Raw genomic sequence first — 15,718 nt, 5'->3', positions numbered from 1 at the left:
TCATAGTAACTAATTCTATCGTTTGGGTAATAAATCTACCGCCGAGGTCGAGACGCGAGAGGGCGTCCGCGCGATATCAAAGGCTAAAGTGTGCTCCTCGCGGAGGTAGTGGTATGGCCCGCGAGGACATCGACGACGTGGACAGGGCGATTCTATACGCACTCCAGGAGGACGCCCGGAACATGTCGTCTGGGGACATCGCAAAGCGAACGGGGACCTCGGACAGCACCGTCCGCAAGCGCATCCAGCGGCTCGAATCCGAAGGCGTGGTCAAAGGCTACAGCGCGAGCGTCGACTATCAGAAGTCGGGCTATCCGCTCCGGATGTTGCTGTACTGCACCGCCTCGATTCCCAAGCGGGGCGAACTCGTCCCCGAGATTCTGGAGATGGACGGCGTCGTGGCGGTCCAGGAACTGGTCACCGGCGAGCAGAACCTCCTCGTGACCGCCGTCTGCGAGACGGACGACGACATCACGTCCATCGCGCAGGAGCTTCTCGACATGGGCGTCACCGTCGCCGACGAAGTCCTCGTCCGCACGCACGAGACGACGCCGTTCGGCGAGTTCGACTCCGAGCGGCACGCCGAGAACGACTCCTGACCGGGCGCGCGCGGCATCCACCGACGAACGAGCCGTTCACGAATCGGTCACCGAGACAGGCGAGCGACCGCAGTCGCCGGTCGCCGCGGCGGGGCGACAGCCGTCGGGCCGGCGCACTCGATTCGTTCGCTCGCGCCGCTTCACCGGGTATCAGGCCTCGAGCGAACTGTTCTACGCGGAATCGACTCTGAGAGTCGAGAGTCGACGCCGCGAAACTATAATGTTCTATAATGGCTAATTTGCGAACGGTTTGTGAATGTAGATAGATTTAATAGACAATCTGTTCTCGGATAGGCGTAAGGGCGACCAGTATCCGACCGGGATGCCGTCCCGGTGACCGAACTGGTCAACGACGAATCGAACGATGTCAGGACACAGCTCGAACCCGACGGTCGGAGCACTCCCGGACGCGGCGGCGGACTCGCCGCTCGCGCCCGTTGCACTAACGCGGCTCGTGTGGACGCTGTTCGCCGCGAGCGTCGCCGTGCTCTTCGCCCGAGTCCGACTCGGGGGCGCGTGGGAGGTCCCCGGCGTCGTCGCCGTCGACGGCCTGACCGTGCTTCTGTGGGTTGTCGTGACGTTCTTCAGCGGCATCGTCCACAGCTACTCGCGCCGCTACATGGCCGGTTCCGCCCACGAGACGGAGTTCTTCGCGACCGTGTTCGGCTTCACGGTGGCCGTGATGGGTCTCGTCGCGGCCGACCACCTCGCGCTGTTCTGGCTATTCTGGCTCGCGATGGGACTCGCGATGGCGAACCTCATCGGCGTCGTCGACGGCTGGCCGCAGGCGCAGGCCGCCGCGAGCGTCGCCCGCAGGTACTTCCTCGCCAGTAGCGCGTTCCTCGGCGTCGCGCTCGCGGCGCTGTGGTGGGCGACCGGCGCGACGACGGTCTCGGGAATCGCCGCGAACGCCGACGGACTCGGCGGCCCGGCGTGGCTCGTCGCCGTCGTCGCGCTCGTGCTCGCGGCGATGATTCAGTCCGCGCTCGTCCCGTTCCACGGCTGGCTCCTCTCGTCGATGACCGCGCCGACGCCCGCCTCGGCGCTGATGCACGCCGGGTTCGTCAACGCCGGCGGCATCCTCCTGCTCCGGTTCGCCCCGGTCGTGACCCTCGACGCCACGCTCATGCTCGGTATCGTGGCGGTCGGCGCGACGAGCGCCCTCGTCGGAAAACTGCTCAAGAACGTCCAGTCGGACGTCAAGAGCGAGCTCGGCTGTTCGACCATCGGGCAGATGGGCTTTATGATTATGCAGGCTGGCCTCGGCTTCTTCGGGGCCGCGATTACCCACCTCATCCTGCACGGCTTCTACAAGGCGTACCACTTCCTCAGCGCGGGCGGCGCGGTCGAGCGGACGGCCCCGAGCGACCACGAGGACCACGGGACCGGGGCCGTTGGTTCCGCGGTCATCGTGGCGACCGGACTGGCCGGCGGCGCGCTGTTCGCGGCGCTCACCGGGAAGGGGACGCACCTCGACAGCGGGCTCCTGCTCGTGGCGTTCGTCGTGCTCACCACGCTACACGCGGCCCGCAACGTCGTCGCGCGCGCCGCGCTCCCCTCGACGGTCCGCTACGGCGCGGTCCCGCTGGTCTTCCTTCCTGCCATCACCGTGTACGCCCTCGTCTATCGGGGAATTTCGAGCGTGCTGTCCGGACTGCCGGTCGTCGAGGCACCCGCCGAACTGAGCGCGCTCCACGCGCTCGTCGCCGGCGTCTTCCTCGTCGTCTACGTCGCGATAGAACTCGGCGTCCACGAGCGGAGTCGCCGCCTCTACGTCGCGCTGTTGAACGCGAGCCAACCCGCGTCCAGCACCATGCTGACCGCCACGGAGGACCACAATGAGTACTGAACACAGCATCGAAGACAGCATCGACAAAGCCGCGACCACCGTCGGCTCGGTCTGGCCGGTCCACTCGTTCGTGACGGCCAACCCGCTTTCGGGCTTCGAGGACATGCCGTTCAGCGAGGCGGTCACGCAGGCCGCAGACCTCATCGGCGGCCGCGGCTATCCGACCCCCGAGACGTTCGAAGCCGCCCTCGAAGGGGGCCAAATCGACCCCGCGGTTCTCGACGCGGAACTGGCCGAGCGCGGCTACGAGGGCGAACCCGAGGTCCTGCTGGAGCGCATGGCCGCCGCCGACGAGTCGGGCCACCCAGACGCCGGGACCGACGCCGATGCCGCGCGGGTCGACCGCGTGCTGACGAAGTGGCTGTCGGCGTTCCTCGACGAGGGGCAGGCACATTGGCCGATGCCGGACCGCGAGGACGGCTTCTACAGCGCCTTCCGGTCGATGGCCCCTCACGACGGCCGGATTCCCGACGACGGTCTCGTCGCCGACCTGCCCGAGTCGCCGGTCGAGGCCATCGAGTCCGCGGTAGCGCCGTACCCCGAGAGCCAGTGGGTGCCGATATTCGAAGAGCAACTCGCCGCGCTCCCCGGCTGGACCGGCTTCATCAAGCAACGCGCCGCCGACGGCGGCGAATGGCAGTCCGCGTACCCGATTTCGCTCGTCGGCTACCTCGCGGCCCGCCTCGCGCTCCTCGACGCGTTCGGCGTCGACGTCGCGCCGTCGACCGCGTCGAAGAGCGACGAGGCCGAGGCGACCGACGAACTCGCCGAGGCGTTCCTGACCGCGTGGGAGGCGAGCTACCGCGACGAGGTCGTCGACCGCGTCGCCGCCGAGAGCGAGGCGCTCGAAAACGGAGACACCGCGGGTCGCCCGGACGCGCAACTGGTCTTCTGTATCGACACGCGCTCGGAGGTCATCCGCCGGCACATCGAGGACACCGGCGACTACGAGACCCACGGCTACGCCGGCTTCTTCGGCGTCCCGATGGAGTACCGCGGGTACGACGCCGAGGTGGCGGTCGACGCCTGTCCCCCGATTGTCGACCCGCAACACCGCGTCTCCGAGGTGCCGACCGGCGGCGAGGCGGAGGCGACCCACGACCGCTGGTCGCGCTTCCGCGAGGCGGCGGGCGAGGCCATCGAGGCGCTGAAGACCAACCCCGCGACCGCTTTCGGCTTCGTCGAGAGCGCGGGGAGCGGCTACGGGGTGGCCCTCGCGGCCCGCACGCTCGTCCCCGGCCGCGTCGCCGACCTGCTCGGGAGCGCCGACGACGCGGTCCCCGACAACCACGAGTTCTGCGACCAAGTCGTCCACCACCAGCACTCCTACGCCGGCGACCTCCCGGTGGGGCTGACCGACGAGGAGAAAGTCGAGTACGCCGCGAACGCCTTCGGGCTGATGGGCTGGGAGGAGTTCGGCCGGCTCGTCGTGTTCGCCGGCCACGCCAGCGAGACGGCGAACAACCCCTACGATTCGAGTCTGGACTGCGGGGCCTGCGCCGGTAACCCCGGCGGCCCGAACGCTCGCGTCCTCGCGGCTATCTGCAACGACGAGACGGTCAAAGCCGAACTCCGCGACCGCGGGTTCGACATCCCCGAGGACACGGTGTTCGTCGCCGGCCAGCACAACACGACGACCGACGAAATCGAACTGTACGACGGCGACGTGCCCGAGAGCCACGCCGACGACCTCGACCAGTTGCGCGCGGACCTCGCGGTCGCCCGCGAGCACGCGGCCGCAGAACGGACGGGCGCAGACGGCTCCGCGGCCGTCGGCGAGGCGGAGCGCCGCGCCGCCGACTGGGCCGAGACGCGCCCCGAGTGGGGGCTGGCCGGCAACGCCGGTTTCGTCATCGGCCCGCGCGAACTGACGAGCGACCTCGACCTCGACGGGCGCGCGTTCCTCCACTCCTACGACCACTCGACGGACCCCGACGGCGACGCCCTCGAAGCGATTCTCACGGGCCCGATGGTCGTCACCCAGTGGATTAACATGCAGTACTACTTCTCGACGGTCGACAACGCCGTCTACGGGAGCGGGTCGAAGGTGACCCAGAACCCCGTCGGCAACGTCGGCGTCTATCAGGGCAACGGCGGCGACCTGATGACCGGCCTCCCCCTCCAGTCGCTGATGGCCGCCGACGACAGGCCGTACCACCAGCCGCTCCGCCTCTCGACGATTATCCACGCGCCGGTCGACCGCGTCACCGACGTGCTGGCCGACCACGAGGATCTGACCGAACTGCTCGACAACGACTGGCTCTCGCTGACGGTCGTCGACCCGACGCAGGACCACCGCGCGTTCCACTACGAGGAAGCACTGACGTGGTCGCCGGCGGCCGAGCAAGTCGAAGCGCGCCCGGAACCGGAGACGCCGCCCGCGCCCGCCACCGCGGACGACTAAGCGCTCCGCACTCGTCCCGAACGCGCTCTCGGTCGGGCGCTGGTGAGCGCGTCACCCGAAGCTCCCCGGAAGGTCGCCAAAATCGCTCGGCTCGTCCGCTACCGGTCCGCTTCGACGACGGTGAGTTTGACCTGATGGACGCCCTTCAGCGGTCGAATCCGAGAGAGCAACTCCTCGATTCGCTCGCCCGTCCCGTCGACGGCGATAGACTCCAGACAGAGGTGGTCGCCGAGGTGGACGTGATGGACCGCGATGATGGTCTCGGTGAAGTCGTGTTGCAGTTCGGTCATCTCCTCGCTCACGCCGCTGTGGTCGTGCTCGTAGAGGACGACGACGGTTCCGCTGAGGCTCCCGGAGAGCCCCGTCTGTTGATTGAACTCCGTGACGAACGCGCGAAGCGCGTCTCTGGTCGCCTCCGAGCGGCTGTCGTACTCGCCGTCGGCGACCACGTCGTCGAGTTCGGAAAGCAGACTCGGCGGGAGCGTGACGCTCATCCGGTCGACGTCCTGGCTCATACTCTCGCCTTTTCGCACCAAGCGTTTAGTCGTTGGCAGTGACGGTTCCGAATCGACATCACACCGACCAGTATTACGATTTGGAAGAAAAGTATTATTGCTCGACCGAATCACACGTGTGATACGAATGCACATTCCGGACGGCTTTCTCGACCCCTGGGTGGCGGGTCTCTTCTGGCTCGGCTCCGGCATCGTAATCGGTATCGCGGTCAGACGCGCCCGCGGCGAACTCGGCGACGAGCGAACGCCGCTTCTCGGCGTCGTCGCGGCGGGCATCTTCGCCGCGCAGATGCTGAACTGGCCGATTCCGGGCGGGACGAGCGCTCATTTCGTCGGCGGGGCGTTCGCCGGTATCCTCCTCGGACCGTATCTCGGCGTCCTCGCAATGACCGCCGTCGTGACGATACAGGCGCTCGTGTTCGGCGACGGCGGCATCATCGCGCTCGGTGCGAACCTCTTTGCGATGGCCGTCGTCGACGTCCTCGTCGGCTACGCCCTCTTCCGAGCGCTCCGAGGGGTTCACGAAACCGGCGGTTCGTTCGTCGCCGGGTGGGGGGCGATTACCGTCTCGGCGCTGGTCGTCGGCGTCGGCGTCGGCCTCTCGTCGGCGTTCGCCTACGAACTGAACGCGACCGTGGTAATCATGGTCGTCGGCCACGCGCTTTTGGGTCTCGTCGAGGGCGCGATTACGGCCGCGGTCTACGGCTACGTCGCGGACGCTCGGCCGGACCTCGTCCTCGGGCGATTCGACGACGACTCGCTTTCCCCGGAGGTTGGGCTGTGAACGCGCTCGTGTCTGATTCGTGGGGCCGGCGGGCGCTCTTCGGACTGCTCGTGCTCGTCGTCTTGGCTCCCGTGTTCGGCTGGGCGTCCGGCGTCGTCGGGTACGCAGAACCGCTCGAAAACGCCGCCGAAGAGACCGGGGCGGCCGACGCGGCCGAACCCATCTCCCCCGGACTGCTCCCGGACTACTCCGTGCCGGGGCTCAGTTCGCCGCTCGGAACGCTCGTCTCGGCGGTCGTCGGGACGGGGGCCACGCTGGCGGTCGCAGTCGGGGTCGGTCGCCTCCTCGAACAGTGACCGGCGTCGTCGGCCGCTCGGTCGGATCTATCACGGGGGCGCTTCGGGCCGTCTTCACGGCCGAACAGGTGGCCTCGTCCGACGGCTTTCTCCAGCGACGGGACCCTCGCGTCTCCCTGTGTTCGGTCGCTGGCCTCGCGCTGGCGGTGATGCTCACGCGAACCGTCGCGGTCGCCCTCTGTTTCGGTGTCGTGACCGTCCTCCTGGCGAGGCTGTCGGCCGTTCCGCTCCGACAGTTGCTCGCACGCTCGGCGGTCGTGCCGCTCGTCTCCGCCGTTATCGTCGTTCCGCAAGCCGTACTGCTCCCCGGGGACGCGCTCGTGCGGGCGTTCGGGTTCGCCGTCACTGACGGCGGCGTCGCGTACGTCGTGCTGTTCACGCTCCGCGTCGGCGTCGGCGTCGCGCTTCTGTCGCTCATCGTGATGACGACGCCGTTCTCGTCGGTGGTCGCGGCCATGCGGGAACTGCGCGTCCCGGTCGCGCTCGTGTGGGTCGTCGCCGTCACCTACCGGTACCTGTTCCTGTTTTTCGACGAGTTACAGCGACTCGTTCTCGCGCGGAACAGTCGCACGACCGGCCAGTCGAGTCTTCGCGACGGGTGGCGCGACGCGAAACGGCTCGTCGGGACGTTCCTGTTGCGGACCCTCGACCGCGGCGAACGGGTCGGCCGCGGGATGCGGGCCCGCGGCGGCTCCCGACCGCCGTCACCGTACAGCCGGTCGCGGGCCGTCGACGGGGGCGACTACGCGCTGGTCGCGCTCGCGGTCGTCGCAGTCGTCGGCTCGGGGGTGATTCGATGGGGCCTGTGATCGAAGCGCGGGGCCTGACACACGAGTACCCGGACGGAACGACGGCGCTCCGGGACGCGACGGTCACAATCGAGGCGGGCGAGCGAGTCGCCGTCGTCGGTGCGAACGGGTCGGGCAAGAGCACGCTACAACTCGTGCTCGGCGGACTCGTCGAGCCGACGGCCGGCGCGGTCGAGTACTTCGGCGAGACGGCGGACGCCGAAGCCGTCAGGGACCGCCTCGGCGTGCTCCTGCAGGACCCCGACGACTACCTGTTCAATACGACCGTCCGCGAGGACATCGAATACGGGCCGGCCCAGCTCGGGATGTCACGGCGGACGGCGACACAGCGGGTCGCGCACCTCGCGGCCGAACTCGGGTTAGAGTCCCTGCTGGACCGCCCGCCGTTCCGTCTGTCTGGGGGCGAGAAACAGCGGGCGGCGGTCGCGAGCGTCCTCGCGTTCGAGCCGGAGGTGCTCCTCCTCGACGAGCCGTTCGGCGCTGTCGACGCCGGCTACCGGGAACGCATTCTGGGTCTGGTAACCGGCCACGAGGGGACTGTGGTGCTGTTCACGCCGTCTGTGGACGTCGTGCCCGAGATTGCCGACCGAGTACTCGTCGTCGGGCAGGAGGGGTCGATAGCCGCGGACGGTTCTGTTCGAGACGTGCTGACGGACACCACCCTGCTGAGGGAGAACGGTCTCCGGCCGCCGGCGACGGTGCAGTTGTTCGAGGGGATACTCGACGCTGACGACGTTCCGCTGACCGTCTCGGACGCGCGAGCCCATCTGCTGGACGAGACGCGGTAGCGAGCCGTGTCCCGACGCACGCGCAGAGATTCGAATTCGGTATCGCAATAATCGGTTTATCACTCTCGCCGCCGCCCCGGTCGGTGCCACACTCAGACGGCATATTTCGCCAACAGGTTGCGGGTTCGTGGTGTTTTACCCCGTGACAGAACCCAAATTAATGCAAGATTGTGGCCACACCGAGCGAACAGATACCAAAGCATTACTTATCGCAGTTCGCAGGGGCGTGTATGGGCCTTCGCAAGCCGCCGTTGTACGACGTCCACGCGGACGCCGGGGCGACGTTCACCGAGTTCGGCGGATGGGACATGCCTGTGGAGTACGACTCCATCAAGGCCGAACACGCGGCCGTCCGCGAGTCGGCCGGCATCTTCGACGTTTCGCACATGAGCGAACTCGAGGTGTCCGGCCCGGACGCGACCGCGCTGATGCAACGCCTGACGACGAACGACGTGACGGCCCTCGAACCGGGTGACTCGCAGTACTCGGCCATCGTGAACGACGAGGGCGTCATCGTCGACGACACCGTCGTCTACCGACTCCCCGACCGCGACGAGCGGGTCTATCTCTTCATCCCGAACGCGGGCCACGACGAGGAGATGTACGACCGGTGGACCTCGTTCCGCGACGAGTGGGACCTCGACGCCACCGTCGAGGACGTGACCGAGGAGTGGGCGATGTTCGCGGTACAAGGCCCCGACGCCCTCGGTTCGGTCACCGACGCCGCGCCCGACGCGGCCCTCGGCGACCTCTCGAAGTTCCAGGCGACGTTCGCCGACGTGGCGGGCGTCGGGTGCTGGGTGGCTCGGACGGGCTACACCGGCGAGGACGGCTTCGAGGTCCTCTGCCCGTGGGACGACGCCGAGACCGTCTGGGCGGCGCTCGACGCGACCCCCTGCGGACTCGGCTCCCGCGACACGCTCCGCATGGAGATGGGCTATCTGCTCTCGGGACAGGACTTCGACCCCGAGACGGAGCCCCGGACCCCCTACGAGGCCGGCATCGGCTTCGTCGTCGACCTCGACACCGAGTTCGTGGGCCGCGACGCCCTCGAACGACAGCGCGAGGCCGGCGTCGAGGAGACGTTCGTCGGCTTCACGCTCCTCGACCGCGGCGTCCCGCGACACGGCTACGACATCGCCGACGCGGACGGCGAGGTCATCGGCGTCGTGACGAGCGGGACGATGAGCCCGACCCTGTCGGAGCCCATCGGCCTCGGCTACGTCCCCGTCGAGTACGCCGACGACGAGACCGAGATTTCGGTGCTCGTCCGCGGCCGCGAGAAGCGCGCAGTAATCGTGACACCCCCCTTCATCAACTGACAATGTTCGAAATCCCCGACGACCGGAAGTACCTGGAATCGCACGAATGGACCACCACCGAGGGCGACGCCGTCCGCATCGGCATCTCCGACTTCGCACAGGACGAACTGGGCGACGTCGTCTTCGTCGAACTCCCCGCCGAGGGCGACGAACTCGCCGCCGGCGAGGAGTTCGGCGTGGTCGAGAGCATCAAGGCCGTCTCGGACCTGTACGCCCCCGTCTCGGGCACGGTCACGGCCGTCAACGAGGAGCTGTTCGACGCCCCGGAACTCCTCAACGACGACCCCTACGGCGACGGCTGGATGCTCGAAGTCGAGCCGGCCGACGCGAGCGAGTTCGACGACCTCCTCTCCCCCGAGGAGTACCGCGAGCAGACGGAGTGAGATGACGGCTGGAAACGGACGGCGGGTCGGAAGCCCGTACGCCCCACACACCGACGCCGACGAGGAAGCGATGCTGGACGCCGTCGGCGTCGACAGCGCGGAAGACCTCTTCGACATCCCCGACGAGGTCCGCTTCGACGGCGAGTTCGGCGTCGACAGCGCCGACGAACAGGAACTCAGGAACGCCATGGCCGACCTGTTTTCGCGAAACGAGGAGCTGACGGAGTTCCTCGGCCGCGGCCACCACGCCCACTACGTGCCGGCTTTGGTCGACGACCTCTCGCGGCGCTCGGAGTTCCTCACCTCGTACACGCAGTACCAGCCCGAAATCGCGCAGGGCTTCCTGCAGGTGCTGTTCGAGTACCAGTCGATGCTGGTCGAACTGACCGGGCTCCCGGTCGCCAACTGCTCGATGTACGACGCCGCGACGGCGCTCGCCGAGGCCGCGCTCCTCGCGAACCGCCTCCGTCGCGGCGCGAGCGGCCACCGCGTGCTCGTCCCCGAACACCTCCACGAGGGTCGCCTCGGCGTCCTCGAAAACTACCTCGACGGCGCGGAGATGGAAATCGGCGAGTACCCGATGGCCGACGGCGCGGTCGACGTCAAGGCCCTCGCCGACCTCGTCGACGACGAGACCGCGATGGTGTACGCCGAGACTCCGACGGTCCGCGGCGTCATCGAAGAGCGACTCGCCGACATCGGCGACCTCGCCCACGACAACGACGCGCTGTTCTGTCTCGGAAGCGACCTCGTCGCGCTCGCGCTCCTCGAAGAGCCCGCGAGCGTCGGTGCCGACGTGGTCGTCGGCGAGGCCGGCGCGCTCGGCCTCGGAACGGCCTACGGCATGGGACTCGGCATCTTCGCCACCCGCGAGGAGTACCTCCGGCAGGTCCCCGGCCGCCTCGTCGGCGTCTCCGAGGACAGCGCGGACATGCGGGCGTTCACGCTGACGCTCCAGACCCGCGAACAGCACATCCGCAAGGAGCGCGCGACCTCGAACATCTGTACGAATCAGGCGTGGGTCGCGCTCCGAACGGCCATGCACATGGCGTGGCTCGGCCCCGACCGCCTCGTCGACCTCGCCGAGCGGGCCGTCACCGACGCCCGCGACCTCGCCGCCCGGCTGGACGAGCTTTCGGGCGTCAAAGCGCCGCTGTACGACCGCCACCACTTCCGCGAGTTCGTCGTCCGGACGGACCAGCCCGCGCCCGCCATCACGAACGACCTCGCGGGCCGCGGCTTCGCGGTCCACGCCCTCACCGACCACCACCTGCAGGTCTGTATCACCGACGCGAACGCCGACGCCGCGGACGGACTGGTCGCGGCCTTCGAGGAGGTCATCTGATGAACTTCGACCAAGCCCGATTCAGCCGCGACGACGAGTACGAACCGCTCTTATCCGAAAAGGACAGCACGACCGTCGAAGTCGATTCCGAGGGCGTCCTCCCCGACGACCTGACCCGCGACGAACTGACGCTCCCGGCGCTGTCGGAGCCGCAACTGGCGCGCCACTACACGCGGCTGTCGCAGATGAACTACAGCGTCGAACTCGGGCCGTACCCGCTCGGGTCGTGTACGATGAAGTACAACCCCTCGTTCACGGAGGACGTGGCCGCGGACCCCAACGCGGGAGTCCACCCCGACCGCTCCGACCGGACGATTCAGGGGACGCTCGGCCTCCTGCACGGCTTACAGGAGTACCTCGCCGACATCGGCGGCATGGACGCCGTGACGCTCCAGCCCCCGGCGGGCGCCGCGGGCGAGTTCACGGGCATCCTCGTCGCCAAGGCCTACCACGAGTCCCGCGGCGACGACCGCTCGGAGATTATCATCCCCTCGTCGGCCCACGGGACGAACTTCGCGTCGGCCGCGATGGCCGGTTACGACGTGGTCGAACTCCCCTCGGACGACGACGGCCGCGTCGACATGGAGGCGCTGGACGCCGCCGTCTCCGAGGAGACGGCCGCGCTCATGCTCACGAACCCCAACACGCTCGGGCTGTTCGAACGCGACATCGTCGATATCGCCGAGTTGGTCCACGACGCGGGCGGTCTGCTGTACTACGACGGCGCGAACCTCAACGCGTTGCTCGGCCGCGCCCGCCCCGGCGACATGGGCTTCGACATCATGCACTACAACGTCCACAAGACGTTCGCCACGCCCCACGGCGGCGGCGGCCCCGGTGCCGGCCCGGTCGGCGTGGTCGACGAGCTCGCCGAGTTTCTCCCGAGTCCGATGGTCCGCGAGACGGCCGCCGGCTACGAGCAGTACGAACCCGAGTCCTCTATCGGCAAGGTCCACGGCTTCGCCGGCAACTGGCTCGTCCTCGTGAAGGCGTACGCCTACATCGCCCGCCTCGGCGACGCGGGCCTCGCGGACGCCAGCGCGAAGGCCGTCCTCAACGCCAACTACCTCGCCTCGCAGATAGACCTCGAAGTCCCCTACGGGCCGTTCCACCACGAGTTCGCGGCGACCTCGGGCGACCGCGACGCCGCCGACGTGGCAAAGCGGATGCTCGACTACGGCGTCCACCCGCCGACGACGAAGTGGCCCGAACTCGTCTCGCAGGCGATGCTCACGGAACCGACGGAAGTCGAGGACAAGGCGTCGCTCGACGACCTCGCGCACGCCTTCAACGCGGCGTACGCCGACTCCGACGAGGCGCTCGAAACCGCGCCCTCGAAGACCAGCGCCCGCCGCATCGACCAGGTGTCCGCCGCGCGGAACCCGCGGCTCTCGTGGCGGGCGCTCGGCGACGACGAATAACGAGAGAAATCCTTTTTCGCGGTTACGCTTCGGCCTTCGCGTACGTCTCGATGTCGTCCGTGATGTGGATGTAGCCGTAGTCGCACTCCGTGCAGTGCCACTTCGTCTTCTTGCCGAGGTGAATCTCCATGCTGGCGGCGAGGTAGAACGTGTCGTTGCCGCAGGCCGGGCACTCGCGTTCGATTTCGAGGTCGCTCATGGGGTCGAATCCGTGGTAGTCGTTGTTGAAGATATTGGTTCGCGGGCGCTGTGACGGGTTCAATAAATCAAATATCGCGATATGAAATTCGGTTTTTCGTCGGCACCCCGCTCGTCTGTCCGCTCAGGAGGCCGTGTCCGCCCCGTCGAACTCCGAGGCCGCGACGGACCGGAGTCGCCGGGCCGTCTGTCAAAGTATTATACAGTTTCGGACACAGTCATCGACCGTGTCCTCCCGCATCACCGAGCGCCCCCGCGTACTGGTGTTTTCCCTCCTCACCCTCGTCTGGGGTGGGCTAACCGTCCGGGCCGCCGTCCGCGGTCACGACCCCGTACAAGTGCTGCTCCTCGCCTCGTTGACGGGGGCCGCGCTGACGGTGCTGTTGTTCCACCGGATTCCGAACGTCGAGCGTCTCGTTGTGGTCCCGCTCGGCGTCGTCGGCGTCACCGCCTACGCGGTCGGCGCGCCGACGGACCTCCCGGTGCTGTTGGTTCTTCTCGGCGTCGGGGGAGCGGTCGACCTCCTGTGGGACCCGACCGGGAACGTCCAAGGGAGCCAGTCGGACTGAGCGCGGGCGAGGAGACAGGTTGAATATCGTGACACTTGGTGAACATGATGTGCCGCTAGCAATCGAGACCGAGTCGCTCCGGAAGGAGTACGGCGACACCGTCGCAGTCGCGGGGCTCTCGCTCCGAGTGGAGTCCGGGAGCGTCTACGGGTTCCTCGGTCCGAACGGCGCGGGGAAGACGACGACGATGCGCATGCTCACGACGCTGACGGCGCCGACGAGCGGTCGCGCGCGCGTCGCCGGGGCGTCCATCGAAGACAGGGCGTCGGTGACGAGTCGAATCGGGTTTCTGCCGGACGTGCCGCCGCTGTACGACGAGCTCACCGCGCGCGAGCAGTTGCAGTACGCGGGCGGCATCCGGGACCTCCCGGCCGAGACGACACGCGAGCGGGCTTCGGCGCTTCTGGACCGGTTCGACCTGACCGACGACGCCGACCGCCGCCTCGGGGAGTACTCTCGCGGGATGCGAAAGCGCGTCGGCCTCGTTCAGATACTGTTGCACGACCCCGACGTCGTGTTTCTCGACGAGCCGACGTCCGGGCTGGACCCGCGGTCCGCGCGGACGATGCGCCGCGTCATCGAAGACCTGGCCGACGACGAGACCACCGTGTTCCTCTCGTCGCACCTGCTCACCGTCGTCGAGGCGCTCGCGGACCGAGTCGGCGTCGTTCAGGACGGACGGCTCGTCACCGAGGGACCGCTAGACGCGGTGAAACGCGAAGCACAGCGCGGCGGCGAGTCAGGGGGGCTCGAATCCGCGTTCTTAGAGATGACGAACGACCGGAGCGAGTGATTGGTGGTGGCGATAGCTCGACAGGTCGGACACGTCGTTCGCGTCCGCGCGGTCCGCGGGGTCCGGCGAGCACGCGACCGACCGATGGTGTCTGTGCTCTCTCTCGCCGCCGTCTCGTTCGCGCTCCTCGCGGTCGTCGGCCGGCTCCCGGTCCCCGGCTACGAGGCGGTCTGGAGCGACCCGGGCGCGTACGCCGCCGGCGTCGCCGTTGCGGACGGAGGCGGTTCCGGCGTGGTCGGCACCGCGCGGGGGCTGTCCGGACTCTTGGCAGTCGCGACCTGCTACGGCGTGCTCGTGCGAACGGCTCGGCGAACAGACGACGAGCTGACGGACCACCGTCGTCTCGCGCTCTCCCCGACGGCGTTTTTCACCGCGGAACTACTCGACCAGTTCGCGTTCGCCGGCCGATTCGTCGGGGTCGTGGGTGCCGCCGGCGGCGTCGCGTTCGCCATCGGTGCGGCGTCACCGACGACGGCCGGGAGTGCGTTCCTCGCCGTCGTCGCGCTGGTCACGACGGTCGGTGCAGTGACGTTCCCGGTCGCGCTGGGGGTCCAAGCGGTGTTTCGTCACTATCCGCGAGTGCGACGACACCGGCTCCTCTTCGGCGCGGTGGTGGTCACGCTCGTGGGCGTTACGTTCGTTCGAACCCGGTCGTCCTTCGCGCTCCTGGGTCGGCTCCCTGTCGGTTGGTACGCCGACCTCGCGCTCGTCGGCGCGGGCGTCGGTGTCTCCGAGCGTCGCGCGGTCGCCGCTCTCCTCGGGACGCCGGTCGCGTGGTGGCTCGGTATCGCGACGGCCCGCCGGATAACCGAATACCAACGGGCAGACGGTCGCAAAGCGGGGTCGACGCGGGACGAACCGGCAATCGTAACCCGACTGCGGGTCGCCGGTGGCCGCCTCGTCGCCCGCATCACCTCGCGGCCGACGGCCGCCGTCGCTCGCGTCGTGTGGCTCCGACTGTGGCGCGAGCCCCGCGCACTCCTGTTCAGCGGCATCGTCGTCGGTGCCACCGCGGGGGTGGGACTCGTGGTCGTCGAGACGTTCCCGACCGCGCTCCCGGCCGTCGTCGCGACCTACGTCGCGGTGGCGACAGGTGCGGGAGTGACGCTCGACCCGCTCGGAACCGAAGGAACCGCGCTCCCGCTCACGCTCACGGCACCCCACGGGCGCGAGCGAATCGCGACGGGCTACGTGCTGTCGGCGGCCATTCCGGGGACTGCGATTTCGGCGGGAGCCGGGCTGGGAGCCGCGCTCTGGGTCGGCGCTTCCCCGGTGGTCTGTGTCGGTGTCGCGCTCGTGGGGTCTATTCTGGGTGCGACAGCGCCCGTCGTGTCGCTCGCGGCCGGTCTTCGGCTCTCGCCGACGGACTCGACGACTCGCTCGCGCGGCGTCGCGCTCCCACCGCTCGGCGCGCTCTCCGCGTTCTCCGTGGTCGTCGCGCTCGTCGGAATGCCGGCTATTGCCGCGACCGCCGCCGTCGAAACCGGCTCGATATCGCGCTCGACGGCCGTGACGGTCGCCGTCGCCGCGACGGCACTCCTCGGACTCGGCGTGGGCTGGTGCGCGTTCCGAGACGCACTCGGTCGAATCGGCCGATACGAGCCGTGAAACGCATCGGGACCGCCGGGAAGACACACGGGGCG

16 protein-coding genes are annotated in these 15,718 nt (G+C 68.5%); 14 read left to right on the top strand and 2 right to left on the bottom strand.

What is annotated here, in order from left to right:
• Positions 1-113: 113 nt before the first annotated feature.
• From IEV64_RS02380 to IEV64_RS02370, 3 genes are all read left to right on the top strand, one after another.
• A complete protein-coding gene (locus IEV64_RS02380) occupies positions 114-599 on the top strand; it encodes an Lrp/AsnC family transcriptional regulator (RefSeq protein ID WP_007274563.1) in 486 nt (161 codons plus the stop codon).
• Between the two features lie 364 nt (positions 600-963).
• Positions 964-2,448: a proton-conducting transporter transmembrane domain-containing protein gene (locus tag IEV64_RS02375; protein WP_188423039.1), complete on the top strand. Its 1,485-nt coding sequence runs from the start codon at positions 964-966 to the stop codon at positions 2,446-2,448.
• A complete protein-coding gene (locus tag IEV64_RS02370; protein WP_188423038.1) occupies positions 2,438-4,852 on the top strand; it encodes a DUF2309 domain-containing protein in 2,415 nt (804 codons plus the stop codon). The genes IEV64_RS02375 and IEV64_RS02370 overlap by 11 nt, the downstream gene beginning before the upstream one ends.
• A 98-nt stretch (positions 4,853-4,950) precedes the next feature.
• On the opposite strand, the gene IEV64_RS02365 is transcribed toward IEV64_RS02370, so the two are convergent.
• Positions 4,951-5,367 carry a CopG family ribbon-helix-helix protein gene (locus tag IEV64_RS02365; protein WP_188423037.1) on the bottom strand — a complete coding sequence of 139 codons (417 nt, stop codon included), beginning with the start codon at positions 5,365-5,367 and terminating at the stop codon, positions 4,951-4,953.
• 127 nt (positions 5,368-5,494) lie between these two features.
• On the opposite strand from IEV64_RS02365, the gene IEV64_RS02360 reads away from it, so the two are divergent.
• The 8 genes from IEV64_RS02360 (at position 5,495) to gcvPB (ending at position 12,515) form a co-directional block, all read left to right on the top strand.
• Entirely contained in the window at positions 5,495-6,151 is a 657-nt protein-coding gene (locus IEV64_RS02360; protein WP_007274559.1) for an energy-coupling factor ABC transporter permease, read from the top strand.
• A complete protein-coding gene (locus tag IEV64_RS02355; protein ID WP_188423036.1) occupies positions 6,148-6,447 on the top strand; it encodes a PDGLE domain-containing protein in 300 nt (99 codons plus the stop codon). Before IEV64_RS02360 ends, IEV64_RS02355 begins: the two co-directional genes overlap by 4 nt.
• Positions 6,444-7,256 (top strand): cobalt ECF transporter T component CbiQ, encoded by an 813-nt coding sequence (cbiQ, locus tag IEV64_RS02350; RefSeq protein WP_188423035.1) that lies wholly within the window; start codon positions 6,444-6,446, stop codon positions 7,254-7,256. Before IEV64_RS02355 ends, cbiQ begins: the two co-directional genes overlap by 4 nt.
• On the top strand, positions 7,244-8,044 hold the full coding sequence (locus tag IEV64_RS02345; RefSeq protein WP_188423033.1) for an energy-coupling factor ABC transporter ATP-binding protein: 801 nt from the start codon (positions 7,244-7,246) through the stop codon (positions 8,042-8,044). Before cbiQ ends, IEV64_RS02345 begins: the two co-directional genes overlap by 13 nt.
• 230 nt (positions 8,045-8,274) lie before the next feature.
• Positions 8,275-9,366, top strand: coding sequence for a glycine cleavage system aminomethyltransferase GcvT (gene gcvT / locus IEV64_RS02340; RefSeq protein ID WP_188423032.1), 1,092 nt, complete (start codon positions 8,275-8,277; stop codon positions 9,364-9,366).
• Between the two features lie 2 nt (positions 9,367-9,368).
• Entirely contained in the window at positions 9,369-9,749 is a 381-nt protein-coding gene (gcvH, locus tag IEV64_RS02335; protein ID WP_007274554.1) for a glycine cleavage system protein GcvH, read from the top strand.
• 1 nt (position 9,750) lies between these two features.
• Positions 9,751-11,094: an aminomethyl-transferring glycine dehydrogenase subunit GcvPA gene (gene gcvPA, locus IEV64_RS02330; RefSeq protein WP_188423031.1), complete on the top strand. Its 1,344-nt coding sequence runs from the start codon at positions 9,751-9,753 to the stop codon at positions 11,092-11,094.
• On the top strand, positions 11,094-12,515 hold the full coding sequence (gene gcvPB, locus IEV64_RS02325) for an aminomethyl-transferring glycine dehydrogenase subunit GcvPB (protein WP_188423030.1): 1,422 nt from the start codon (positions 11,094-11,096) through the stop codon (positions 12,513-12,515). The genes gcvPA and gcvPB overlap by 1 nt, the downstream gene beginning before the upstream one ends.
• 22 nt (positions 12,516-12,537) lie before the next feature.
• Here the strand turns inward: gcvPB and IEV64_RS02320 are convergent, their stop codons facing one another.
• On the bottom strand, positions 12,538-12,714 hold the full coding sequence (locus IEV64_RS02320) for a DUF7838 family putative zinc beta-ribbon protein (protein WP_007274552.1): 177 nt from the start codon (positions 12,712-12,714) through the stop codon (positions 12,538-12,540).
• Positions 12,715-12,940: 226 nt separating this feature from the next.
• On the opposite strand from IEV64_RS02320, the gene IEV64_RS02315 reads away from it, so the two are divergent.
• The 3 genes from IEV64_RS02315 (at position 12,941) to IEV64_RS02305 (ending at position 15,683) form a co-directional block, all read left to right on the top strand.
• Positions 12,941-13,282: a hypothetical protein gene (locus tag IEV64_RS02315; RefSeq protein ID WP_049920499.1), complete on the top strand. Its 342-nt coding sequence runs from the start codon at positions 12,941-12,943 to the stop codon at positions 13,280-13,282.
• A gap of 49 nt (positions 13,283-13,331) precedes the next feature.
• The gene (locus IEV64_RS02310) at positions 13,332-14,075 is read left to right on the top strand and encodes an ABC transporter ATP-binding protein (RefSeq protein WP_188423029.1); all 744 of its coding nucleotides are present in this window, start codon (positions 13,332-13,334) and stop codon (positions 14,073-14,075) included.
• An 84-nt stretch (positions 14,076-14,159) separates the two neighbouring features.
• Positions 14,160-15,683 carry a hypothetical protein gene (locus tag IEV64_RS02305; RefSeq protein ID WP_229722484.1) on the top strand — a complete coding sequence of 508 codons (1,524 nt, stop codon included), beginning with the start codon at positions 14,160-14,162 and terminating at the stop codon, positions 15,681-15,683.
• Positions 15,684-15,718 lie beyond the last annotated feature (35 nt).

This window comes from Haloferax sulfurifontis (assembly GCF_014635105.1).
Classification (GTDB): domain Archaea; phylum Halobacteriota; class Halobacteria; order Halobacteriales; family Haloferacaceae; genus Haloferax; species Haloferax denitrificans.
This window is presented reverse-complemented; position numbering and strand designations above follow the sequence as displayed.